The 23748-nt window shown below is 56.6% G+C and carries 21 protein-coding genes; 8 read left to right on the forward strand and 13 right to left on the reverse strand.

The features are described 5' to 3' along the window. The first annotated feature begins 123 nt into the window (after positions 1 to 123). The 6 genes from narQ to H7K52_RS02800 all read left to right on the forward strand — a co-directional run bounded on the left by narQ (position 124) and on the right by H7K52_RS02800 (position 8142). Positions 124 to 1812: a nitrate/nitrite two-component system sensor histidine kinase NarQ gene (gene narQ, locus H7K52_RS02775; protein WP_182629657.1), complete on the forward strand. Its 1689-nt coding sequence runs from the start codon at positions 124 to 126 to the stop codon at positions 1810 to 1812. A gap of 128 nt (positions 1813 to 1940) precedes the next feature. Next, the gene (locus H7K52_RS02780; protein ID WP_008926542.1) at positions 1941 to 2570 is read left to right on the forward strand and encodes a response regulator; all 630 of its coding nucleotides are present in this window, start codon (positions 1941 to 1943) and stop codon (positions 2568 to 2570) included. Positions 2571 to 2736: 166 nt separating this feature from the next. Further along, complete coding sequence (gene acrD / locus H7K52_RS02785; protein ID WP_182629658.1) at positions 2737 to 5853, forward strand: multidrug efflux RND transporter permease AcrD; 3117 nt, start codon at positions 2737 to 2739, stop codon at positions 5851 to 5853. A gap of 580 nt (positions 5854 to 6433) precedes the next feature. Then, complete coding sequence (locus H7K52_RS02790) at positions 6434 to 6802, forward strand: ArsC family reductase (RefSeq protein ID WP_033761518.1); 369 nt, start codon at positions 6434 to 6436, stop codon at positions 6800 to 6802. Position 6803: 1 nt separating this feature from the next. Then, positions 6804 to 7931, forward strand: a complete 1128-nt coding sequence (gene dapE / locus H7K52_RS02795) for a succinyl-diaminopimelate desuccinylase (RefSeq protein WP_003848801.1) — start codon at positions 6804 to 6806, stop codon at positions 7929 to 7931. A 22-nt stretch (positions 7932 to 7953) separates the two neighbouring features. Then, complete coding sequence (locus tag H7K52_RS02800) at positions 7954 to 8142, forward strand: YpfN family protein (protein ID WP_003848800.1); 189 nt, start codon at positions 7954 to 7956, stop codon at positions 8140 to 8142. Positions 8143 to 8403: 261 nt separating this feature from the next. Here H7K52_RS02800 and ypfH read toward each other — a convergent pair whose 3' ends face one another. From ypfH to dapA, 6 genes are all read right to left on the reverse strand, one after another. Further along, complete coding sequence (gene ypfH, locus H7K52_RS02805) at positions 8404 to 9084, reverse strand: esterase (protein ID WP_003848796.1); 681 nt, start codon at positions 9082 to 9084, stop codon at positions 8404 to 8406. Positions 9085 to 9181: 97 nt separating this feature from the next. Next, positions 9182 to 11134 (reverse strand): tRNA(Met) cytidine acetyltransferase TmcA, encoded by a 1953-nt coding sequence (locus H7K52_RS02810; RefSeq protein ID WP_182629659.1) that lies wholly within the window; start codon positions 11132 to 11134, stop codon positions 9182 to 9184. Then, complete coding sequence (gene ypfJ, locus H7K52_RS02815; RefSeq protein ID WP_182629660.1) at positions 11131 to 12000, reverse strand: KPN_02809 family neutral zinc metallopeptidase; 870 nt, start codon at positions 11998 to 12000, stop codon at positions 11131 to 11133. The genes H7K52_RS02810 and ypfJ overlap by 4 nt, the downstream gene beginning before the upstream one ends. A 140-nt stretch (positions 12001 to 12140) precedes the next feature. After that, complete coding sequence (gene purC, locus H7K52_RS02820; protein ID WP_003848791.1) at positions 12141 to 12854, reverse strand: phosphoribosylaminoimidazolesuccinocarboxamide synthase; 714 nt, start codon at positions 12852 to 12854, stop codon at positions 12141 to 12143. A 145-nt stretch (positions 12855 to 12999) separates the two neighbouring features. Beyond that, the gene (gene bamC, locus H7K52_RS02825; protein ID WP_003848789.1) at positions 13000 to 14031 is read right to left on the reverse strand and encodes an outer membrane protein assembly factor BamC; all 1032 of its coding nucleotides are present in this window, start codon (positions 14029 to 14031) and stop codon (positions 13000 to 13002) included. A 14-nt stretch (positions 14032 to 14045) separates the two neighbouring features. Next, positions 14046 to 14924: a 4-hydroxy-tetrahydrodipicolinate synthase gene (gene dapA / locus H7K52_RS02830; RefSeq protein ID WP_003848787.1), complete on the reverse strand. Its 879-nt coding sequence runs from the start codon at positions 14922 to 14924 to the stop codon at positions 14046 to 14048. Between the two features lie 143 nt (positions 14925 to 15067). Between dapA and H7K52_RS02835 the strand changes: the two genes are divergently transcribed. Then, positions 15068 to 15649, forward strand: coding sequence for a glycine cleavage system transcriptional repressor (locus tag H7K52_RS02835; protein ID WP_003848785.1), 582 nt, complete (start codon positions 15068 to 15070; stop codon positions 15647 to 15649). Positions 15650 to 15804: 155 nt separating this feature from the next. Continuing rightward, positions 15805 to 16272, forward strand: coding sequence for a thioredoxin-dependent thiol peroxidase (bcp, locus tag H7K52_RS02840; protein WP_003848783.1), 468 nt, complete (start codon positions 15805 to 15807; stop codon positions 16270 to 16272). A 93-nt stretch (positions 16273 to 16365) separates the two neighbouring features. Here bcp and H7K52_RS02845 read toward each other — a convergent pair whose 3' ends face one another. From H7K52_RS02845 to H7K52_RS02875, 7 genes are all read right to left on the reverse strand, one after another. Next, positions 16366 to 17931: a sensor domain-containing diguanylate cyclase gene (locus tag H7K52_RS02845; protein WP_008926546.1), complete on the reverse strand. Its 1566-nt coding sequence runs from the start codon at positions 17929 to 17931 to the stop codon at positions 16366 to 16368. Positions 17932 to 18091: 160 nt separating this feature from the next. Further along, a complete protein-coding gene (locus H7K52_RS02850; RefSeq protein WP_003848775.1) occupies positions 18092 to 18922 on the reverse strand; it encodes a phosphodiesterase in 831 nt (276 codons plus the stop codon). A gap of 10 nt (positions 18923 to 18932) precedes the next feature. Next, positions 18933 to 19916 carry an ABC transporter ATP-binding protein gene (locus tag H7K52_RS02855; RefSeq protein ID WP_003848773.1) on the reverse strand — a complete coding sequence of 328 codons (984 nt, stop codon included), beginning with the start codon at positions 19914 to 19916 and terminating at the stop codon, positions 18933 to 18935. After that, positions 19913 to 20728 (reverse strand): ABC transporter permease, encoded by an 816-nt coding sequence (locus H7K52_RS02860; RefSeq protein WP_003848771.1) that lies wholly within the window; start codon positions 20726 to 20728, stop codon positions 19913 to 19915. Before H7K52_RS02860 ends, H7K52_RS02855 begins: the two co-directional genes overlap by 4 nt. Continuing rightward, on the reverse strand, positions 20725 to 21600 hold the full coding sequence (locus tag H7K52_RS02865) for an ABC transporter permease (RefSeq protein ID WP_033761480.1): 876 nt from the start codon (positions 21598 to 21600) through the stop codon (positions 20725 to 20727). The genes H7K52_RS02860 and H7K52_RS02865 overlap by 4 nt, the downstream gene beginning before the upstream one ends. Continuing rightward, a complete protein-coding gene (locus tag H7K52_RS02870; protein ID WP_003848768.1) occupies positions 21600 to 22622 on the reverse strand; it encodes an ABC transporter substrate-binding protein in 1023 nt (340 codons plus the stop codon). Before H7K52_RS02870 ends, H7K52_RS02865 begins: the two co-directional genes overlap by 1 nt. Continuing rightward, entirely contained in the window at positions 22606 to 23628 is a 1023-nt protein-coding gene (locus H7K52_RS02875) for a LacI family DNA-binding transcriptional regulator (RefSeq protein ID WP_140033155.1), read from the reverse strand. Before H7K52_RS02875 ends, H7K52_RS02870 begins: the two co-directional genes overlap by 17 nt. Positions 23629 to 23748: the final 120 nt, after the last annotated feature.

Raw genomic sequence — 23748 nt, forward strand, 5'->3', positions numbered from 1 at the left:
AAGTGTCAGTCGAGGTCATTTTATGTGCGACCTGTAATGTCCTGTGCGATAAACAGGGAAGGGATCATTTGCGTTGCGTGACTTCGCTCATATAATTCCCCCACTCAGAAGAGGGCCATTCATGTGATCGTTAAACGTTCAGTTACACAAAGCATCGCTCGGGCCCTCAGCGCCATTGTCCTGCTGTCGCTTCTCACCACCAGTCTGGCCTTAGTCACGCTACTCAGCAGTCAGCGCGACGCCGAGGCGATTAATCTGGCGGGTTCACTGCGCATGCAGAGCTATCGCATGGCCTGGGATGCCAGCCGTCAGCCGCAAAACCTGCCGCAACATTTCGCGCGCTATCAGCAAACGCTGGATGCGCCAGTGCTGCAAAATCTTGATCGGCCCTGGGTACCACGCGAAGTGGGCGTTCGCTACCAGCGACTGCGCGCCGCCTGGCCTCTCCTGCAACAGGCGTTGCAACGGGGTGATAGCGTGGCCTTGCAGCAGCAGGTGCCCATTTACGTCGGGGAAATTGATCGCTTTGTTCTGGGTCTGCAACGCTATACCGAATTAAAAATGCATCTGGTGGCCGCCAGCAGCCTGGTCGGTGTTATTGCGATTGTGGCGCTGGCGCTCATGACGATTCGCTTTACCCGACTGCATGTCGTGCGGCCACTGAATGCGCTGGTCAAGGCCAGCCGCTACGTCGAGAATGGCAACTTTGCTTTTCCGCCGTTGCACGTTGAGCAACAAAATGAGCTGCGGGTTCTGTCGCATGCCTTTAGCGGTATGGCGGCACGCCTGCATTCGCATTACCAGTTGCTGGAGAGTACGGTTCGCGCAAAGACGGAAGACTTAACTCAGGCGAATCGCACGCTGTCGCTACTCTATGACAGCTCACAAATGCTGACCGCCAGCCCACTGCATCCGGCGTTGTTTGAAGCGGTGCTGACCACGGTGCTGACGCGTGAAAAACTGACGGCAATCTGGCTCGAGAGCGACCAGTTTCAGTTCCGCGCCGGTGACGAAAAGGCTGCTGGTGAGTGGCAACGTCAGCCATTACAGCAGGATGAGCAGCAGATTGGCGAATTACGCTGGCAGACATGTGGCGCTTCCCCACCGGATGAGCTGATGCGCAGTCTTGCGGCGATGCTGGGACGCGCAATCTGGATCTGGCAGGCACAGCAGCAGTATCAACAAATGCTGCTGATTGAAGAGCGAACGACGATTGCCCGGGAATTACATGACTCACTGGCGCAGTCACTCTCCTTTTTACGTATTCAGCTGACCCTGTTACGCCGCACCGTGGACAAGGATGACAGTGCCGCCCATGCGATTATCGCTGACTTCGATCAGGCGCTGGCTGATGCCTACCGTCAGTTGCGCGAACTGCTGACCACCTTCCGCCTGACCATTGAGCAGGCAGATCTGGTGGCGGCGATGCAGGCAATGATCGCCTCGTTGCAGGAAAAGAGCGGCGCAGAGATACATTTTAACTATCAGACCGGCCTGCAGAATCTGGAGGCACAGCAGCAGGTGCATGTCTTGCAGATCGCCCGGGAGGCGTTGCTGAATGCGATTCGTCATGCGAGTGCGCAGGTGATCAACGTGGACTATCAGCACAGCAATCAGGGTGAGCACTTACTTACGATAACGGATGACGGCGTGGGCATCGGCAGTACTGACGAACCTCCAGGCCATTACGGTCTGACGATTATGGCTGAACGTGCCCAGCGCCTTAATGGTAATCTGACCCTTCATGCACAGGATCAAGGGACACGGGTTGAACTGCGCTTTCCACCGCAACCGGCACGGCAGCTAACGTAATTTATCCTTCAAATAATTAAAACACGCTACTGGCTACAGATAGCCGGCTATTAAAGGCTGAACACAGGCATACCGGTGCGCGATACGTGTTGCCCCGCCGCAGTCTGAAACGATAAAACGGAGAAATTATGCAACAGCCCGCATTAACATTGATGATTGTGGATGATCACCCTCTGATGCGCCGCGGCGTTCGTCAGCTGCTGGCACTGGATCCCCGGCTGGACGTGATCGCCGAGGCTAACAATGGCACCGAAGCGCTGGCGGAAGCCCGCCGTCAGGAACCTGACATCATTCTGCTCGACCTCAATATGAAAGGCATGTCCGGGCTGGATACCCTAAAGGCGCTGCGCCACGAAGGTATCAGCTCGCGCATCCTGGTGCTGACCGTCTCCGATGCCCGCAGTGATATTTTTGCCATGGTGGATGCCGGTGCCGACGGCTATCTGCTCAAGGACAGCGAGCCAGAGATTCTGCTGGGACATATTCTGCAGGCATCGCGGGGCGAGAAAGTCTTTAGTGAGGGCGTCGCCAGCTATCTGGATAACCGTCAGCACAGCGCCGACCCTCTGCGTCTTCTCACTGACCGCGAGTGCGACGTGCTCCAGGAGGTGGCGCGTGGCCTGTCAAACAAAGAGATCGCTGCCATTCTGCATATCTCTGAAGAGACAGTGAAAGTGCATATCCGTAACCTTCTGCGTAAGCTGGATGTCCGTTCACGCGTTGCCGCCACGGTGATGTGGCTTGAAAGCCGCAAATAGCCAACGAATTTACATTTTCTCCTCAATTTCTCCACGATTTCCCTCGCTGCCGCACGTAAAGTGAAAGGCGGCGGAGAATCGTGTAAAGACCCTGCGACCTTTCTGCCTGTGGCCCGTTGCCGGTGGGCCTGACCGATAATAATAAGTCCTGAGGAGTGTCGATTTAATGTCGAATTTCTTTATCGACCGCCCCATTTTTGCCTGGGTGCTGGCGATTCTGCTGTGCCTGTGTGGCACCCTTTCGATTATTTCGCTGCCTGTTGAGCAGTATCCCGATCTGGCTCCACCTAATGTGCGTATCACCGCTAACTATCCCGGCGCATCCGCCGAGACGCTGGAAAACACCGTGACTCAGGTGATCGAGCAGAACATGACCGGCATCGATAATCTGATGTACATGTCCTCGAACAGCAGCAACACCGGTCAGGCGCAAATCACCCTCACCTTTACTGCCGGGACCAATCCCGACGAAGCCCGCCAGCAGGTTCAGAACCAGTTGCAGTCCGCCCTGCGCAAATTGCCGCAGGCGGTGCAGTCGCAGGGCGTGACGGTCAACAAAACCGGTGACAGCAATATTCTGATGGTGGCCTTCGTCTCGACCGACGGCAGTATGGATAAGCAGGATATTTCAGACTATGTCGCCAGTAATATTCAGGACCCGCTGAGCCGTATTGATGGCGTCGGCCAGGTTGATGCTTACGGCTCGCAATATGCGATGCGCATCTGGCTCGATCCCAACAAACTGATCGCTTACGCGCTCACCACCGACGATGTCGTCAATGCAATCCAGTCGCAGAATACCCAGGTGGCTGTGGGTCAGGTCGGTGGCCTGCCGTCGGTGGAGAAACAGGCACTTAACGCCACGGTCAACGCCCAGTCGATGCTGCAGACCCCCGAGCAGTTCCGGGCCATTACCCTGAAAAACAATCCCGACGGTTCTGTGGTGACGCTGGGCGATGTCGCCACCGTGGCGCTGGGCGCAGAGAAGTATGATTATCTGAGCCGCTATAACGGCCAACCTGCGTCAGGCCTGGGCGTGAAGCTCGCGTCCGGTGCCAATGAGATGAACACTGATAAGCTGGTACGGGCGCGTATAGAGGAACTCTCGCACTATTTCCCTCACGGCCTGGAAGCAAAAATTGCCTATGAAACCTCGCCGTTCGTCAAAGCATCAATTACCGATGTGGTGAAGACGCTGCTTGAAGCAATCGTGCTGGTATTTGGCGTGATGTATCTGTTTATGCAGAACTTCCGCGCCACCTTAATTCCCACCATTGCGGTGCCGGTAGTGCTGTTTGGCACCTTTAGCGTCCTTTATGCCTTTGGATTCAGCATCAATACCCTGACCATGTTTGCCATGGTGCTGGCGATAGGACTACTGGTGGATGATGCCATTGTGGTGGTGGAGAACGTTGAACGCATCATGCATGAAGAGGGACTTTCGCCGCGTGCTGCCACACGAAAATCGATGGGACAGATTCAGGGTGCACTGGTGGGTATCGCGCTGGTGCTCTCTGCGGTGTTTGTGCCAATGGCGTTTTTCGGCGGTACCGTTGGCGCCATTTATCGTCAGTTCTCAATCACCATTGTCTCGGCGATGGTGCTGTCAGTGCTGGTAGCGATGATCCTGACGCCAGCGCTCTGTGCCACACTGCTCAAACCCGCTGCGCAGGGCGAGGTGCACGAGCGTCGCGGCTTCTTCGGCTGGTTCAATCGCCACTTTAATCGTAACGCTGACCGCTATGAACGCGGCGTTGCGGGCATCCTGCGCACAGGTGGTCGCTGGCTGCTGGTCTATGTCGCGATTATTGGCCTGATGGCGTTTCTGTTTCTGCGTCTGCCGACGTCATTTCTGCCGCTGGAAGATCGCGGCGTATTCCTGACTCAGGTTCAGCTTCCGGCAGGTGCGACGCTTGAGCAAACGGCCAGCGTCGTTGCCAAAGTCGAAAATTATTATCTCACCGAGGAGAAGGCCAACGTACTGTCGGTTTTCTCCACTATCGGTGCCGGGCCGGGCGGCAATGGACAGAACGTCGCACGTCTGTTTGTCCGTATGAAAGACTGGGAAGCGCGGCCCGGCGCCGATCGGACTTCGTTTGCGATTATCGATCGCGCGACCAAAGCGTTTCAGAAGATTAAAGAGGGCCGGGTTATTGCCAGCAGTCCACCTGCTATCACCGGCATGGGCAGCAGCTCTGGTTTTGACATGGAACTGCAGGATCACGCCGGTATCGGCCATACCCAACTGATGGCGATGCGCGACAAACTGCTGGAGATGGCAGGCAACGATAAGTCGCTGTCACGGGTACGGCACAATGGACTGGATGACAGTCCGCAGCTGCAGATCGATGTGGATGCCCGTAAAGCGCAGGCGCTGGGCGTGTCGCTGGATACCATCAACGACACGATGACCACGGCCTGGGGTTCAACCTATGTGAACGACTTCCTGGATCGCGGCCGGGTGAAAAAGGTCTATGTACAGGCCGCCGCCGAATTCCGCATGCTGCCGGACGACGTCAATAAGTGGTATGTGCGCAACAGCAGCGGCAAAATGGTCCCCTTCTCCGCGTTTGCCACCAGCCGCTGGGAGACTGGCTCACCCCGTCTTGAACGCTATAACGGTTATTCTTCACTGGAGATTGTCGGGGAAGCGGCTAATGGCGTCAGCAGCGGCACGGCAATGGACGAGATGGAAAAGCTGGTGAATGCCCTGCCGCTGGGCGTCGGGTTCCAGTGGACAGGTGCTTCTTATCAGGAGCGCCTCTCTGGCTCACAGGCACCGGCGCTGTATGCGATATCGTTGCTGGTTGTATTCCTCTGCCTGGCCGCACTGTATGAAAGCTGGTCAATTCCGTTCTCGGTGATGCTGGTGGTCCCACTGGGTGTCGTCGGCGCGTTGATTGCGACCTGGCTGCGCGGACTGGAGAATGATGTCTACTTCCAGGTGGGCCTGCTGACAGTCGTCGGGTTATCCGCCAAAAACGCCATCCTGATTGTGGAATTTGCTAATGAGATTAACAGTAAAGGACGCGAACTGGTGGAGTCCACGCTGGAGGCATCGCGTCAGCGTCTGCGACCGATTCTGATGACCTCGCTGGCCTTTATCTTTGGCGTGCTGCCGATGGCAATCAGCAGCGGCGCAGGCTCCGGCAGTCAGCACGCGGTAGGAACCGGTGTGATGGGTGGAATGATCTCCGCCACGCTGCTGGCGATCTTTTTTGTGCCGCTGTTCTTTGTGCTGGTTCGCCGTCGCTTCCCGCTGAAAGAGAAGCCACTCGACTGATCACTGAGGCAAATAAAAAGCGGCCACTGATGTCAGTGGCCGCCTTATTTCTGTGTGTGGTAAGAATTCCAGTCAGCAGGTTTACCCCGCCTTTACCTCAGCCTGTTACTTGTTGCGTAACATTGCTTCGATAAATTCTTTCCAGGTTCCCATTTCAGTGTCAATCATGATGCCCTCTCTTATTGTGCTGGCGATGTTACGCTCTTTTTTTAATCAGGTGAATACGGTTACACCTGTTTTATTTATCGGCAAGCCTGATAAAAACATGAATTCTGCCGGTTCTGGAAGCTGACGCACATTTCAGCAACTCCTTAACCCGATTGAAAATAATTTATTTTAAGCCCAGCGGTAGACTATTTTATCTGCATGGCGAAATTCCGAATAAAATAATGCTAAGCAAGGTAATGATTACCTGAGAAATTGATAGCGGTTACCCGAGGATAAACGGTGGCTTTCACGACACGATCGCGGGTCAGATTCCCGCGCCCCGGCAACTGCCGCAACGGATCACACTATGGTAAACTCGCGCTTTGGCTGCTTTTTCAGCTTTTACTTCTCACAGGACAATAAGGATCGGGCAATGAGCACGCAGTGGGTGATGTTCGGGATTAAAAATTGCGACACCATAAAAAAAGCCCGGCGCTTTTTAACAGACGCAGGCGTTGAGTATCACTTTCACGATTACCGTGCCGATGGCCTGAGCGATGTCCTGCTGCAGGAATTTATCGATGCGCTGGGCTACGAAGCCCTGCTTAATACCCGCGGCACCACCTGGCGTAAACTGCCAGAGACCGACCGTGAAGGGGTTACCGATGCCAGCAGCGCCAAAGCGCTGATGCTGGCGCATCCCACCATGATTAAGCGCCCGCTGTTGCGCACCCCGGATGGCAGTTTGCTCGCCGGTTTCAGCGAAGCCACCTATCAGAATGCTATCCAGGAGAGGTCATAATATGTTTTGCCCGGTCATTGAGCTGACGCAGCAGCTTATTCGTCGCCCTTCCCTCAGCCCCGATGATGCCGGATGTCAGGCTCTGCTGATCGCCCGTCTTGAAGCTATTGGTTTTAAGATTGAAACGATGAACATCGACGACACCCTGAATTTCTGGGCCACCCGTGGCGAAGGTGAAACACTGGCGTTTGCCGGTCACACCGATGTGGTGCCGCCTGGCGATGCCAGTCGCTGGATCAACCCACCTTTTGAGCCCACCATACGCGATGGCATGCTGTTTGGTCGTGGTGCGGCCGACATGAAAGGTTCACTGGCCGCCATGGTGGTAGCTGCCGAACGTTTTGTTGCAGCACGTCCCCATCACAGAGGGCGACTCGCCTTTATGATTACCTCTGATGAGGAGGCCAGCGGGACCAACGGCACGGTTAAAGTGGTTGAACGGCTGATGGCGCGCCGGGAACGGCTCGACTATTGCCTGGTCGGTGAGCCGTCCAGTACGGAAGTGGTCGGTGACGTGGTGAAAAATGGCCGTCGTGGATCAATTACTGCCAACCTGACGGTGCATGGTGTGCAGGGGCACGTCGCCTATCCGCACCTTGCGGATAATCCGGTCCACCGGGCAATGCCAGCACTGAATGAGCTGGTCGCCACGGAGTGGGATCAGGGAAATGAGTTCTTCCCGGCAACCAGCATGCAGATTGCCAATGTCCAGGCGGGCACCGGCAGTAACAACGTGATCCCTGGTGAGCTGTTTGTGCAGTTTAACTTCCGCTTCAGCACTGAACTCACTGATGAGCTGATTCGCCAGCGCGTCGAAGCATTGCTGGATCGTCACCAGCTGCGTTACACCATTGAGTGGAAACTTTCGGGTCAACCCTTCCTGACCACGCGCGGTAAGCTGGTTGATGCCGTCGTAAAAGCTGTCGCGCACTATAATGAAATTAAGCCGCAGCTGCTGACTACGGGTGGAACCTCTGATGGCCGGTTTATTGCCCGGATGGGGGCGCAGGTGGTTGAACTGGGACCGGTAAATGCCACCATTCATAAAATCAATGAGTGTGTGAAAGCTTCAGATCTGCAGATGCTGAGCCGGATGTACCAACGCATCATGGAACAACTGATCGCCTGATGGCGATGTTAAGGAGCAGCAAATGGAATTTATTAAAGATTACTGGTGGATCCTGGTGATCCTGCTGATGGTTGGCGTGCTGATGAACGTTTATAAAGATCTGAAACGCATCGATCACAAGAAGTTTATGGATAACAAACCAGACCTGCCGCCGCATCGTGATTTCAACGATAAATGGGATGACGACGATAACTGGCCGAAGAAGAAGTAAACGAAAATGCCCCTGCTCTGCAGGGGCATTTTTATTGTTCTTCATAAAGTCAGCCCTCATCAGCGTTAAGATCGAGCCTGCGCAGGGTACACGGTCAGATCGGAAAGTCGCTAAAGCCAATCCATGGCCGCTCGGCCCGCACCGTCCCTGGCGCGGGACGCTTTCCTCCTCTGACCGAGCTCCCTGCGTGTTGAATTTATGCGTAGCGGCGGGATTACCCCCGGTTCGGCATTGTCAGCAATCTGCTCTGCAGGGGCATTTTTACATCAACGCGATAACGTCATCGTCACCGGGTTTTGCGCCGCTTAACGCCTCATCAAAGTAGCGTTTTGGCACCGTATAACGCAGATGATTCAGCGCCAGTTCCATACTGCGGTGATCGATGGCATGCGCCAGATCGTCAACGATGTCCAGAGTGACGTCGCCCCCGCGGGCGGTCAGCCGCTGCTCCGCCTCCTGTGCATGGTGCAACGGGATCTGCTCATCATAATCACCGTGGATCAGATGAATCGTGGTGCGGGTACTGGCTTTCTCCGGCAGCGTGATAAACCGGCCATTGAACACCACCGCGCGGCCCGCCAGATCAGGATTCGCTTTGACGCCTTCCAGCACCATACTGCCGCCCTGCGAAAAACCGACTAAGGCTGTCGCTTCCGCCCGCACGCCGCTCTTTTTTTGCCAGTGACGCACCGACTCGACAAACTGCGGCATCGCCGCATCAACCCGCTGCTGGATAGTCTGATCGTGCAGGTCAGTTTCGCCAAACCACTGACGAACCGCGCCAGGCGAGCCAACGGACACCACCAGCGCGTCGGGAAAGGTTTTCGCAAACCAGTGACCAATCTCACCCATTGAATCCGGGTTATCGCCAACGCCATGGTAGAGCAGAAACAGCTGTGCTGTGGTAGCAGGCTGTTGAACGATTACATATTTCAGTGTCATGTTGTTGACCTCCTGTGTTCACTCTACGCCGCGTAGCAAAAAATGATATGGGGATAATTTGAACCAGCTGGTCGAATTATTTCAACGGCCGGTGCAGTCAGCCCGCAGTAACGCCCAGGCTCTGGAGCGCTGTTGCTGCCTGCTGACGTAACACCGCGACCAGCGCTTTACGGCCACTCACGCCTGCCTGCCGGGCAAGCTCGCTTAGCGCATCGGGGGCGGCAACGACTGCGGCCAATAACGGGGCGGGCGCGACACTGGCTTCTGCCAGACGCTGCAATACCGGCAGGCTCGCCTCCAGGGGCCGCTGCGCCCAGGCAAAACCGATGGCCAGATGCATATCCTGGGCTGTTAATCCATTATCTGGGATCTGATCAAACTGCAGGTCCAGCGCGATATGTTGTCGCAACAGTGGCCAGTCACGCGCCAGCTGTTCTGCCGCCCGGCGCGCTAATGCCCTGCCCGCAGCAGAACAGGGCAGAATAGCCATTGCCGCATAGCAGCCGCTGCTGGCTTCGCGCTGGCTGCCTATTCGCACCAGAGTAAAACCACAGGCGCGCCAGAACGCCCAGAGTGATTCAGTGTAGCCGAAGCTGACAGAGAGGTAGTCGTGTTCTGCAGCCGCACGGGCCGCGGCGGCCACAAGCTGCTGACCGATTCCGCGGCGACGGCTCTCCGTTGCCACGGCAACACGGCTGATTCGTTGCGAGCGCAGGATTGCCGCTTCGGCAAGACCGGCGTGGGCAGCCAGAGATTGCGCCACCAGATTCCCGCGTGGTCGCCGGGTGCCCGCCCAGACCGCCTGCGCCAGTGCTGGCTCAAGACCGCCCTCCTCCACCAGCCAGAGTGCACCCTGTAATGCAGGTGTCTCGCCCGCCCGCCACAACGTCATACCCGGCGCATCCAGCAGGCGGCGCAGATCAAGTGGCGACGTGCGATAGTGCGCGCTGGTGAGCAGGCGATAGGCGGCTTCCAGCGTGCTGAAATCGTGACGTTCAACAGGATGCGGTGTGGCCGGAGAATCGGGTGCCGTCGCGCTGGCATCGTCAAACAGCAGCGCCTGATTCAGCCACTGCTCCAGCGGATCACAACGCGACCAGCGCAGCGGCTCGTCCAGCGTGAAATAGTGCACCCCGGTAAGCCCGGCGCAGAACTTAAGGATAAAGCCGCGCCCGCTGCCTTCGTAGCCCTGCACGGTGGTGGTGAGCAACACGCGGGGATAACGGCTGACCAGCGCCTGCAGTAGCGGGGCCGGTATCGCCGCCGCTTCATCCACAATCAGCCAATCCGCCTCGGGCGGCGGCTCCAGCGCCAGCAGTGCATCCGGCGCCATAAAGTGAAAATGCTCAGCGGCAAAGGTGGCCAGCACCTCCGTTGAAGCTTTCGCGGGTGCCGTGACCAGACAATGGCGATTCTGGCGGGCCAGCATCCCCGCCAGCGCCGATTTACCCCGTCCACGGGCGGCGGTCAGCACCGCGATCCCCGATGGCAGTCTCATCAGTTGATCGAGTATCGCCTGCTGCTGTTGCGGGGCCTGACAGTGCCATTCTGGCCAGTCAGGCTGCACCGGAAAACGGCATGGCTGATGCTGCCGCTCCAGCAGTACCTGGTCATCCGCCAGGATCAGCTGTTGCAGATGGTGAACAAAATGGGGTGTTGGGATGGGCTGAGCGACATCGGCCCAGCGCAGGCTGTCGGTGTCAGGCTGCTGCGACCACCCTTCCCAGGGCGGGACCAGCAGTAACAGCCAGCTACCTGCGGTGAGCGTGCCAGCCAGCGCAGCGAAAGCCTCGGCATGAAAGCCCTGGCGGGCATCGAATATCCCATGACGAAATTCACGGCCAAGCAGCGTGCGAACCGCGCCTGGCTGTTTGTGCATAAGTGACTCACCAGAGGAAGCAGAGAAGAGCGGCTCCGGGCTTAGCACCAGCCAGTCGCCTGGCAACGCGTCATGCCACTCTGCAGCACGCTCCAGGCACCAGTCCGGGTCGCCGCTGATCACGGCCAGGCGACGCACACCGGCCTGCTGCATAGGCTGTGTTGCGATCATCCGTTACTGGCGAAGGTGTTGCACTGACCTGGATTACCACCATCAAATCCGCGCTTAAACCAGGTGTAGCGTTGCTCCGAGGTGCCATGGGTAAAGCTGTCCGGCACTACGCGGCCCTGACCCTTCTGCTGCAGACGGTCATCGCCAATCGCCTCTGCGGCGTTCAGCGCTTCCTGCAAATCCCCTGCTTCAAGGATGTTCTCTTGCTGCATATAGTGTCCCCAGACACCGGCAAAACAGTCTGCCTGCAATTCCATTTTCACAGAGAGCTGATTGACCTGCGTCTGGCTCGCGCCCTGCTGCATTTCACGTACTTTAGGCTCAATACCCAGCAGTTTCTGAACATGGTGGCCCACTTCATGCGCGACAACGTAGCCCTGGGCGAAGTCGCCGTCAGCGCCGAGTTTGTTTTTCATCTCGTCATAGAAAGAGAGATCGATGTAGACAGTCTGATCGGCTGGACAGTAGAAGGGTCCCATCACGGATTGGCCTGTGCCGCAGCCGGTTCGGGTTGCCCCGCGATACATCACCAGCTTTGGTGCAACATACTGTTTGTTCATCTGTTTGAACAGCTTGCCCCAGGTATCTTCCGTGGTCGCAAGAATCACCTTAGTGAATTTTGCAGCCTCGTCATCATTGGTGCTGACGCTGCGCTGTTGCTGCTGGCTGGTTGGTGCAACGCCCCCACCCGTCAGCAGCGCGGTAAGGTCATAACCGTAATAACCTGCAATAGCCACCACCACCAACAGGATGATACCGCCTTTGCCGCGCGGCAGACGAATCTGACGGCCTCCGCCACCTAAACCGGACGATTGATCGCGACGGTCCTCTACATTGTCGCTTTCGCGACGCCCTTGCCAGCGCATGCTCTCTTCCCTCAGTCATTTTTTTCAGATGGCATGATTTTAGTTGCGTGACCGGGCAATCACCAGCTTTAGGCTGAAATGAAAACGGAGAGCCTGGGCTCTCCGTTTTATTCTGCTTACTTACTGCACTGCAGGCTGACTCAGTCGAGTTTTACACCCAGCCGCTGTGCCACTGCTTCATAAGCTTCGACTACGCCACCCAGGCTCTGGCGAAAACGGTCTTTATCCATTTTATCCAGGGTCTCTTTGTCCCACAGGCGTGCACCATCTGGCGAAAACTCATCGCCCAGCGTGACTTCACCGTTAAACAGACCAAACTCAAGTTTGAAATCAACCAGAATCAGACCCGCATCGTCGAACAGCTTGCTCAGCACTTCGTTGGCTTTAAAGGTCAGTTCCTGCATCCGCGCCAGGTTCTGCTTGCTGACCCAGCCAAAAGTTTCGCAGTAGGATTCGTTGACCATCGGGTCATGCTTTTCATCATCTTTGAGGAAAAGATCAAACAGCGGGGGATTGAGCACAATGCCCTCTTCCACGCCCAGACGTTTTACCAGCGAACCTGCGGCGCGGTTACGGACCACGCACTCTACCGGCACCATCTCCAGCTTCTTCACCAGCGCTTCGGTATCAGACAGCAGCGCTTCCATCTGGGTTGGAATACCCGCTTCCTGCAATTTGGTCATGATGAAGTGGTTAAACTTGTTGTTAACCATTCCTTTGCGATCAAATTGCTCAATTCGGGCGCCATCACCTGCTGACGTATCGTTGCGGAATTCGAGTATCAGCAGATCCGGATTATCGGTGCTGTATACGGTTTTCGCTTTACCGCGATACAACTCAGCTCGCTTTTGCATCTTATTCACTCCAGACTTGAAATAACGGGTGTTCAGCGGCCAGTGCCGCTGCGGCGATTGCCTTGACGCAATCGTTTACTTCGCCGCGCGCTATTATGCCAAAAACAAAATAAAAAGGCCGGAGAATCTCCGGCCTGAGGCAACTTTATTTGTTCAGCGCCGCCTGGAACACGGCCACCAGCGCATCGTTCTGCGACTGGGTCAGCACATGCCCTTTCGGGTCGATAAATTGCAGACTGGTGCGGTTGTCCAAATCACCGACCTGCACTTTGTAATCACCGTCAGGTAATTCCGGGTCTTTTGCGCCAATGGAATCCCAGTCGCTGCTGCTCAGTGACTTGTAGGTCACTTTCATGCTACCCGTTGAGCGAGTGGTATCCGTCACCTCCATCCCAACGCGTTTCATCGCTTCAGGCAGACGCTGCCACGCCACATTATATGGCGTGCGCAGGATCAGCATTGGCAGGCCGGTATCATCTGCGCCGCTCTGCACATCAATAGCCCCACTCACCCGACCTGCCGCCGCGTTTTCACTGGCGGTATCAATCTTGTCCAGACCGGTGCTGATTTCATTCAGCATCTGCGCGGTATAGCGCTGAATCTGAACAGGTGAGGTAACCGTTTTACCCGCCTGCTGCAGCTCCAGCAGACGTACGGTGAGCTGCTGCTGATAGCTCTGCGACTGCACACTGATCTGGTAGCGACCACGATACTGCTGATCTTCATCAGCACGGTTCCACTGTACCCAGTCGGTCGTCAGCTGCTGGCCGGCGTCATTACGTGAAGCAATCGCGAAATTGTTTGACTGCACGACGCTCACGACGCGTGGCCAGACTGAACCACGGCTACTATCAATCATCAGTGCGCCCGTGTTGTTGCTGAACTGCGCACGGGTGCCGTTCATCAGCGCCAGCGGCTGGGCAGGTGGACGAATGTCGAGCTGCTTGCCGGTCGGTGCCTGACTGCTGGTGCGCGGTACATCGTAATCACCACGCTGTACCGGCAGGATCATGCCGGCCGGCGCTTTCAGTTCACTTAACTGACTGGCTTCAAGATAAGATTCGTCACCACTGACCTGGCGCTTATAACGCTGATCACTTGAACAGGCCGACAACAGCATCAGGGTAGAAAGCCCCACCACTGTGGCTACTGTTGACCGCTTTACTGAGTAATTCATTCAAACTCCCTAAATTATCGCAAACCCGCTTTCACCAGCGCCTGCTCCACTTTCGGCTGGCCAGCTGCAGTCAGTGGCGTCATTGGCAGACGCAGCGTGTCGTTAGCGATTAATCCTAGCTGTTTCGCAGCCCATTTCACCGGGATAGGATTGGGTTCACAGAAAAGCGTCTGGTGCAGGTGCATCAGACGCTGATTCAGGCGGCGTGCCTCAACGAAATTGCCCTGCTGTGCAAGTTGACACAGTTGAACCATTTCGCGTGCAGCGACGTTTGCGGTCACCGAAATGACGCCTTTACCGCCCAGTTGCATAAAGTCCAGCGCAGTCGCGTCATCGCCACTCACCAGAATGAAATCTTCATTTACCAGCTCTTGGATCTGACTAACACGCGATAAGTTCCCGGTTGCCTCTTTGATTCCGATAATATTTTTGATTTCGGCCAGGCGGGCAACGGTTTCCGGCAGCATGTCACAACCGGTGCGCGAGGGAACGTTATACAGCATCTGTGGCAGGCTGGTGCTATTCGCAATCGCTTTGAAGTGCTGGAACAGCCCTTCCTGGGTCGGACGATTGTAATAAGGCGTCACGGTGAGGCAACCCACCACGCCGGAATTTTCAAAACGCTTCGTCAGAGAGATGCCTTCAGCGGTGGCGTTTGCACCGGTTCCGGCTATCACCGGGATACGGCCATCAGCCAGTTCCAGGGTCAGCATCACCACATCACCATGTTCTTCATGGCTCAGGGTTGCAGATTCGCCTGTGGTGCCGACGGAAACGATCGCCGCGGTGCCGCTGGCGACATGATAATCAATCAGTTTTTTCAGACTCGACCGGCAGACATTACCGTTGTCATCCATTGGCGTAACGAGTGCAACAATACTTCCCGTAAACATTGGCGATCCCCTCGACAAACAAGTGCTTCATGGTACGTTTTACACTTAGGGAAAAGCAAGCAAGCCACGCCATTCCCGCGCTTGTCAGCAGTTTTTTTTATGTTTACCTTATGGTTATTAGCGAAAGCAGAGGAAAAGCCATTTTGCCGCAATCTCAGCCCCATCATCTGGTGATCACCGCGCTTGGTGTTGACCGTCCGGGTATCGTCAACACCATTACCCGACACGTCAGCAGCTGCGGTTGTAATATTGAAGATAGCCGTCTTGCCATGCTCGGGGATGAGTTCACGTTTATTATGCTGCTGTCGGGCAGCTGGAACGCAATCACACTGATTGAATCGACATTGCCGCTGAAAGGCGCAGAGCTGGAGCTGCTGATCGTCATGAAGCGAACCAATGCCCGGCTTCGTCCGCCGATGCCAGACACCGCATTCATCCAGGTTGAAGTGGCCGATTCGCCGCATATTATTGAGCGTTTCACCGATCTTATTGATAAGCATCAGATGAACGTGGCCGAACTGGTGTCGCGAATCACACCTGCGCAACACGAATTGCCACCGACACTCTATATTCAAATGACGGCCCACAGTCCAACGCGAACCCGTGGCACGTCGTTTGAGCAGGCTTTTAATACCCTGTGCCAGGAGCTGAATGCCCAGGGAACGCTACGTCTCTACAGTGTCTCAGACGCCGACAGCAGCGAACCTGTCAGCGCGATACGCTAAGCTTTGGTCCTTAAACCGGAGTTATTTCTCCACATTACTGACGCCTGAATGCGCGGCTATGTGGTGAAATACCCCCTGATGGTAATGTTGCTGCTGGCCGTTTCTGGCCGGATGGTGTATTACCCACAGCCTGAATAAGAAAATGGAGAGATGTGATGAATCCACTGAAAGCCGGAGATACTGCACCCGCATTTAGCCTGCCTGACCAGGACGGCGAACACGTGAATCTGACCGACTTCCAGGGACAGCGCGTTCTGGTGTACTTCTACCCGAAAGCGATGACACCAGGCTGCACCGTGCAGGCGTGCGGTCTGCGTGACAACATGGATGAGTTGAAAAAAGCGGGCGTGGAAGTGCTGGGTATCAGCACCGACAAACCGGAAAAACTGTCAAAGTTTGTCGAAAAAGAGCTGCTGAACTTTACGCTGCTGTCAGATGAAAATCATGAAGTCTGCCAGGCGTTTGGCGTCTGGGGTGAAAAAACGTTTATGGGGAAAACCTATGACGGTATTCATCGCATCAGCTTTTTGGTTGATGCCGAGGGCAAGATCGAAAAAGTGTTTGATAACTTTAAGACGTCGAATCACCACGACATGGTGCTGGATTACGTCAAATCAGCCTGATGTTAAGGGGCGCGTTAGTCTGACCGCCGCGCCCCTGCTTCTCTTTTTCCCGCACGTTTACCCTGCCGTAATGAAACATCCGGTTTCACCCGACTAGGAGTCGGCAACGATCACACAGTTACGTCCGGCACTCTTCGCCTCATAGAGCGCCGCATCCGCCTGTTTCAGGCTGTTTTCCAGTCCCGCATCCTGCGAACCATTCCAGGCCGCCACGCCAATAGACAAGGTAATGCGCCCCACGTCAGTCAGCCAGGCTTCAGCAATGCCCACCCGTACGCGTTCTGCGATGATCTGCGCCTCATCCAGGGCCGTTCCTGGCAATAGCATCAGAAACTCCTCTCCGCCATTGCGACAGACCACATCAGACTGACGGGCGCTGGCACGCAGCGTACTTGCCACCTGCTGAATGACCCGGTCGCCCACGTCGTGGCCCCAGCTGTCATTAACGTTTTTGAAATGATCGATATCCAGTGCCAGCACCGAAAAAGGCTGGCGCAGGGTCCGATAGTACTCCAGCACCGCATTCAGACCCCGGCGATTGAGTACCTGAGTCAGCGGATCGGTCTGCGCTTCTGAGTTAAGGCGACCAATTTTATCCTGCACCAGCCCAATACCGGTGAGCAGCGCGCGCTTTACCTGGGCCGCCTCAAAATACCAGGCGGTGATGCCGCCAATTTCTTTTGATACGCCCTGCGCATCCATCCGGCTGGCTTTGCGCGCCAGCTGGAAGAGTGGCCGGGCAATCAGACGTGCCATGACTAAGGCCACCAGCAGAGTCAGCAGCGCGAACGGCACAGAATTTTTCAGCACTTTCATCAACAGACCGGACAGCGGATCCAGTGTGACGTTAATCGGCTTCAACGCTACCACTGTCCAGCCGGTCGTCGGCACCACGGCAAAGCCCGCCAGCTGTGTGGCATTACCCGGACCGGCAAGCATCAGCGAGCCATTGGTCTGGTCATCACGCGGATTGACGATGGCAGGCAGCGTTTTGCCAATCAGTTGACGATTCTGGTGATACAACACCTCATTGTTGCTATCGAGCACATAAACCGTTGTGCCATCGCGATAGAACTGCTCACCCAGCAGCGCATTGAGTATGCTTTTCTTCTTCAGGTAGATAGTGCCGCCGATGTAGCCCAGGTAGTCACCCTCGGGACTCCAGACAGGCCATGAGACAAAAACCAGCAGATTATTGGCGGCAGAAAGGGAGGGTTTACTGATGATCGGCTGTCGCAGGGTCAGCGCCTCTCGCGAGGCGTCACTGGTGAGGTGCATACCCTGTAACGTCAGTGACTCGGGGGAAATTGCTTTGATCACGCCCTGCGCATCCACGATCGCGACGGAGTTGAAACTGGTGGTCTGCTCACGCAGTCGATTGACTTCATTGTTCAGCAGCCCCTGATTAGTAAAGTCACGGCTGAGCTGATTGGCGCTGTAATGAAGTTGAGACTGCGCCAGCTGGAAGAAAATTTCACTGGTTGAGGCGAGCTTGGCGGCATACGCCCGGTTAGCCTCAAGCGTGGTGTCAATAAGCACCTGGCGCTGAACCCGCCAGGTAGCGTAGAGCGCGTTCGCGAGTGTGATAACAATGCTGACAATCACCAGCAGGGCGATCAGATTGCGCAAATCGGCCTTGGGCCGGATGTGCTTTAGCATGGCGTCGCCGCGCCGAAGATGAGTGTCATGTCGTGAATGCCTGATTATTTTTTTAAGTGTGCCAGAGGCCCTGATATCCGGGCTTAAGTCTACACTGTGTCGGCATTTTTGAGCAGCACTAAGACAAATTTTACCCCGCTTAATACAGATTTAGCTGGCACTAATCGATTAATCCCTGACTATCGTAAAATGGCCAGGGTCCTGAAAAATGGCCAATCGCGCACTGATGTGTGACCATTCCCTCTCCGGGTTGCCAGCAATGCAGTAAATAGCCGGGCGGCTCCAGGATAAAGTGCGCGGGCCCCTCCGGATGCAGATCCAGCGCGACCTGATGCGATACGCCCGGCGCGACACAGGCGAGCGTGCCAGCAAAGCGGGTCTGCAGGCTGCGATGCAGATGTCCACACAAGACCCGTTCTACCTGCGGATGACGGGCAATGATCGCCTCAAGAGCCTGCGGATGGCGTAACCGTTGCCGATCCATATGCGCAATGCCGCAGGCAAAAGGCGGATGGTGCAGCATGACCAGGGTGGGCTGATCCGCGGACATGCCCAGCGCCTGGTCCAGCCATTCTAACTGTTCCTCATCTACCTCACCCCACGGCTGTTGCGGTACGCTGGAATCCAGGGCAATCAACCTGACGCCGCCCACACTCAGCTGCCAGTTCAGTGTGGGTCCGGATTGCAGATAGCCGTGATCAGGGAAGGCAGCCCGCAGCGCCTCGCGGTCGTCGTGATTGCCCGCCATGAGATAAAACGGCGGTTGCAGGCGCTGCAGGGCTTCCCGCAAAGTCTGATACTCATCCGGCCTGCCAAAATCGACCAGATCGCCGGTAATTACCACTGCATCAGGTCGCGGCTGCAGCGAGTTGAGGGTATCGATAACCTGCAGTAACGCCGCATGGGTATCGACCTGTTTGTATGAGAGGCGGCCATGGGCCTTGATATGCAGATCGCTGATTTGAGCAATCAATGTGGGTTGAAGAGACACAACAGACTCCTTAGCAACTGAATTCCAGCGCGGCGTGGCTGGTCAGCGACCAGCTGATACGCTGCCCCGCCTGCCAGATTTCGCGCGCATGACGATCGACCTGAATGGGATTATCCAGTCCGATATCAATCAGTAAGCGCTGTGAAGCGCCGAGAAACATACTGCCCACCACCACGCCGCGCTGGGCATAGCGCGTATCATCGGCCAGCAGAACATCTTCCGGGCGGCAAAAACGCACAGGATGGCCTTCCGGGTCGTGCGCAACGCAGTTAATCGCACCCACAAAATCGGCCACAAAGCGGGAGGCAGGACGCTGATAAATGCCCTGCGGGGTATCAAGCTGCACCAGACGGCCCTGCTCCATCACCGCGATGCGATCGCCCAGCGCCATCGCCTCCTGCTGATCATGCGTGACGTAAACGGCGGTGATCGCCAGCCGCTTAAGCAGCGCACCGATCTCCAGACGCAGTCGGTCGCGCAGCCTGGCATCAAGCGCCGCCAGCGGCTCATCAAACAGCAGCACTTTAGGCCGGGCGGCCAGCGCACGTGCCAGCGCCACACGCTGTTTCTGCCCGCCGGACAACTTATCAATCGCGCGATGTGCCAGAGGCGTCAGATCAACCAGCGCCAGCATCTCTGCAACCCGCGCCTCTCGCTCGGCACGCGGCACGCCCTGCACCTTCAGGCCATAGGCGACGTTCTGCGCCACGTTAAGTGTCGGGAACAGCGCGTAGTTCTGGAACACCATGCCGACATTGCGTTTCTCAATCGGCAGCGCGGTAACGTTACGTTGATCAAACCAGATCTCGCCCGGCGGATCGCTGCTTTCCAGGCCACTGATAATGCGCAGTAGCGTGGTTTTACCACAGCCCGACGGTCCCAGCAGAACCAGCGTTTCTCCGGCGTGCACGCGCAGATCGAGCGGATGCAGCGCGACCTGCTGATTAAAGCGACGCGAGCAGTGGCGCAGCGTCACATTGATGGCCTCATTCATACGGTTTCCTCTCTCTGCTGCCGCGACGTTTGCCGTTCCAGCCAGTGATTACAGGCGTTAAGCAACAGCAGCAGCGGTAAAATCATCATGATAAAGATCAGTGTGTAGGCAGAACCGACTTCCAGCCGCATGGAGGTGTAGCTGTCGGCCAGCCCCACCGGCAGCGTTTTGGTCAGCGGTGTGTGGAGCATCCAGGTAATGTTGAACTCCCCCACCGACAGGGTGATGACCATAAACGCACCCGCCAGAATGCCGTTACGGCAGTTCGGAACGACCACAGTAAAAAAGCGACGCCAGAAACTCGCCCCCAGGCTGGCGGCGGCCTCTTCCAGGCGCGGAAGATCAATCGCCTGCATCACCGACAGCACCGGGCGAATCATGAAGGGCAGTGTAAACAGCACATGGCCGATCAGGATAAAGAGCCAGCTGTCGCGCAACGCACTGAACTGACCGTAAAGCAGAATGATGCCCAGCGCGGTGGCGAGGCCCGGCAACGCCACCGGCAGCATCAGACACTCCTCAATACGCGAGGCCCAGCGTGACGGTGACTTGAGTAAGCCCCAGGCGGCGGGTACGCCAGCAATGACCGTCACCGCCAGACAGCTCAGCGCAATCAGCAGTGACAGCCAGAAGGTGTCGGCATACATCTGCCACACCTGCTCCACCCACTTCAGTGTCAGGCCACTGCGCAGGCCCGCGAAGTAGTTCTGTGTAACGCCCGCCAGCATCGAGAGCATGACCGGCACGATCATAAACAGTGCGGTGAGGCTGGTGATCGCAACCTGCAGCCAGAAGAGACCCCGTCGTTTCATGATTCATGCTCCTTCCGGCGCGTAAGGCCATTAGCCAGCATCAGCGCCAGCCAGGCCACGGCGCCCATCACGACTGAGAGTGCCGCCGCAGTGGCAAAGTTAGCGTAATTGGTGAACTCACCGTAAATGGTCAGCGGCAGCACAGCGAGTTCGGTACCCAGCGTAAAGGCGGTGCCAAACGCGCCCATACTGGTGGCGAAACAGAGTGCGCCACAGGAGAGCAGCGCCGGTTTCAGTCCGGGTATGATGACGTCTATGATGATGCGCCACTGGCTGGCACCCAGTGAACGGGCCGCCTCTTCCAGCGATCTATCCAGTTTCTCACTGGCCGCCACCAGCGTTACGATGGCACGCGGCAGCGAAAAGTAGAGATAGCCAACAAATAAGCCGCTGAGTGAATAGGCGAAGACCCAGCGTTCATGAAACAGGCTGAGACTGAGTTGCGCCAGCACACCCTGACGCCCCGCCAGCATGACCATCAGAAATCCCACCACCACGCCCGGAAAAGCCAGCGGAAAGGTCAGCAGCGCCAGCAGCGTTCCTCGCCCGGGAAAGCGCTGCCGCGCCAGAAAGCAGCCCACCACCGCCGCAATCAGCAGCGTGACCAGGGTCACCGCCGCCGAGAGCAGGACGGTATTCAGCAGGCTTTGCAGATATTGTGGCTGGCTGATTACCGTCCAGTAGCCACTGTGGTGCGTGGTGCGATCCTCCGTCATGCCGATCTGCAACAGGCGGGCAAACGGCAGCACCCAGAAGGCGGCAAAGAAGAGCAGCGCAGGCAACAGCATCCACGGCCAGTTTGCCCCCAGCGGGCGGAGCCGATGGCGAAGCGGCCCACCCGTGGTTAAGGAATTAATGTCTGAAAGTGACATCAGCGAATCTCACTCAGATAGCGTGCGGAGAAGCCCTTCTGTGCATCGGCCATCTGCTGATAATCGACCGTGTGGGCGCGCGCATAATCACTGTCAGGCAGAAAATATTTTTTCGCCTCAGGTGACATTGCGCCAGCCCGTACCGGACGCAGCCAGGCATTGGCCCAGATTGCCTGGCCCGCATCGGACAGCACGAAATCGATCACTTTCTTACCGTTGGCCGGATGCGGCGCGTTCTTCACGAGGCTGATAACGTACGGCACCGTCACCGTTCCCTCACTCGGGATCACAAACTCGACATTGGCGTGATCTTTGTAGCGGGCGCGATAGGCGTTGAAGTCATAGTCGATCAGAATCGGTATTTCGCCTGAAATCAGCCGCGCATAGGCGGTCTGCTTAGGCACAATGGGCTGGTTGCGCTGCAGCGCTTTGAACCAGTTGATGGCGGGAGTGAAGTCATGCAGGCTGCCGCCTTTGGCCTGATTCACCGCGACTGCGGCCACATAGCCTACAAAGGCACTGGCCGGATCAAGATAACCCACCATGCCTTTATATTCCGGCTTCAGAAGATCATCCCAGGATCGCGGCACCGGCGCGCCACCCAGCGCATCAACATTCACCATAAAGCCCATGGTACCGGAGTGCAGCGCTACCCATTTGCCCGCCGGATCTTTCATACCGGCCGGGATTTCATCCCAGTGAGCCGGCTTATACGCGCTGACCACATCAGCACTGACAGCCTGAATGCCGAAGCTGACGCCGTAATAGACCACGTCGGCAACCGGATTATTTTTCTCTGCCACCAGCTGCGCCAGCGCCTGACCCGAGTTTTTATTGTCCTGTGGCACATGAATCCCGGTCGCTTTTTCAATCGCCTGAAGCTGCGTGGCCCAGTCGGCCCACTCAGGCGGGCAGTTGTAGCAGATAGCATTTTCCGCCGCCTGGACCCATGAACTGGTCAGCGTGCAGCCGGCCAGCAGCGCCGCGCTGGCGATATATCTGAGATTAAACGTGAGTGACATGATGTTTCCCTGAAGAAGAGCCATGAAATGCCGGGGCGATACTCTCCCCGAGCCGTAAATGATGGGGCAGCAGGTGGGTTTCACTGCCCGGATTCAGAAGCAGATCAATGGCGAGCGTTCCCATCAGCGCAATCGGCTGAACCACGCTCGCCAGTGACGGTGAAAGCTGTTCGCCCAGCGCAATGCCGTCGAAACCGATCACTGACAATTGATGCGGCACGCTGACACCTGCACGTGCAGCTGCCCCCAGCAGGCTGATAGCCAGCAGATCGTTACTGCAAATCACCGCTGTCAGCGGCGAAGGTGCATTCATCAGCGGCAGCAGCGGCTTGAAATCGGAGTGGATATGGCTCGGCATCTCAACCATCGCCTGCGGTGTCAGACCGGCCTGCTGCATGGCCTGGCAGTAGCCGAGAAAGCGAAGACGCGCGCGATCGGATTGCTGCATTGGGCCTGCGGCCATCACGATGTGACGGTGGCCCAGAGAGATGAGATGGGTGGTCGCTTCGGCCATCGCTTTGCGGTTGTCGACGTGCAAAGCAGGCCATGCGTGCTGTTGCGGCACGCTGTGGGTCAGTACAAATGGCATCTTCGCTGCCGCCAGTGTGGGCAGCAGCGCACTGCGGTCGGCGTCTGCCACCGTCAGTACCAGACCGGCAACACGCTGGTGCAGCATATGTTCGACAATGGCTGCTTCCCGCTCAGCCTGATAATCACTGGTCGCCACCAGCAACGCATAGCCTGCCTGCTGCGCCTGCTGCTCCATCGCCTGCAATTGCATGGCAAAAACCGGATTGAGCAGAGAAGGCAGCAGTACACCGAGCGTGGTGGAGTGGCGGGTACGGAGCTGACGGGCAATGTGATTCGGCCGAAAACCTATCTGTTCTGAGGCGGCAAGCACCTTTTTCAGGGTACCCGGTTTAAGCAGATGAGGATCAGAGAAGGCGCGCGCAGCGGTTGCGCGGGAAACCCCTGCCAGTCTGGCTACGCTGATTAAATCGGTCATGTCTGCCTCGTTTATCGTCAATGAGATCGATCTCATTGCGGTCTAAACTAGTGGCGTTATATGACAGGCGTATCTCAGGAAGTTGACTGGCAGATGACAGCGGCAGTGACGCCGCTGCTG

It is taken from the genome of Pantoea hericii (genome assembly GCF_014155795.1).
GTDB classification, from domain to species: Bacteria; Pseudomonadota; Gammaproteobacteria; order Enterobacterales; family Enterobacteriaceae; genus Pantoea; species Pantoea eucalypti.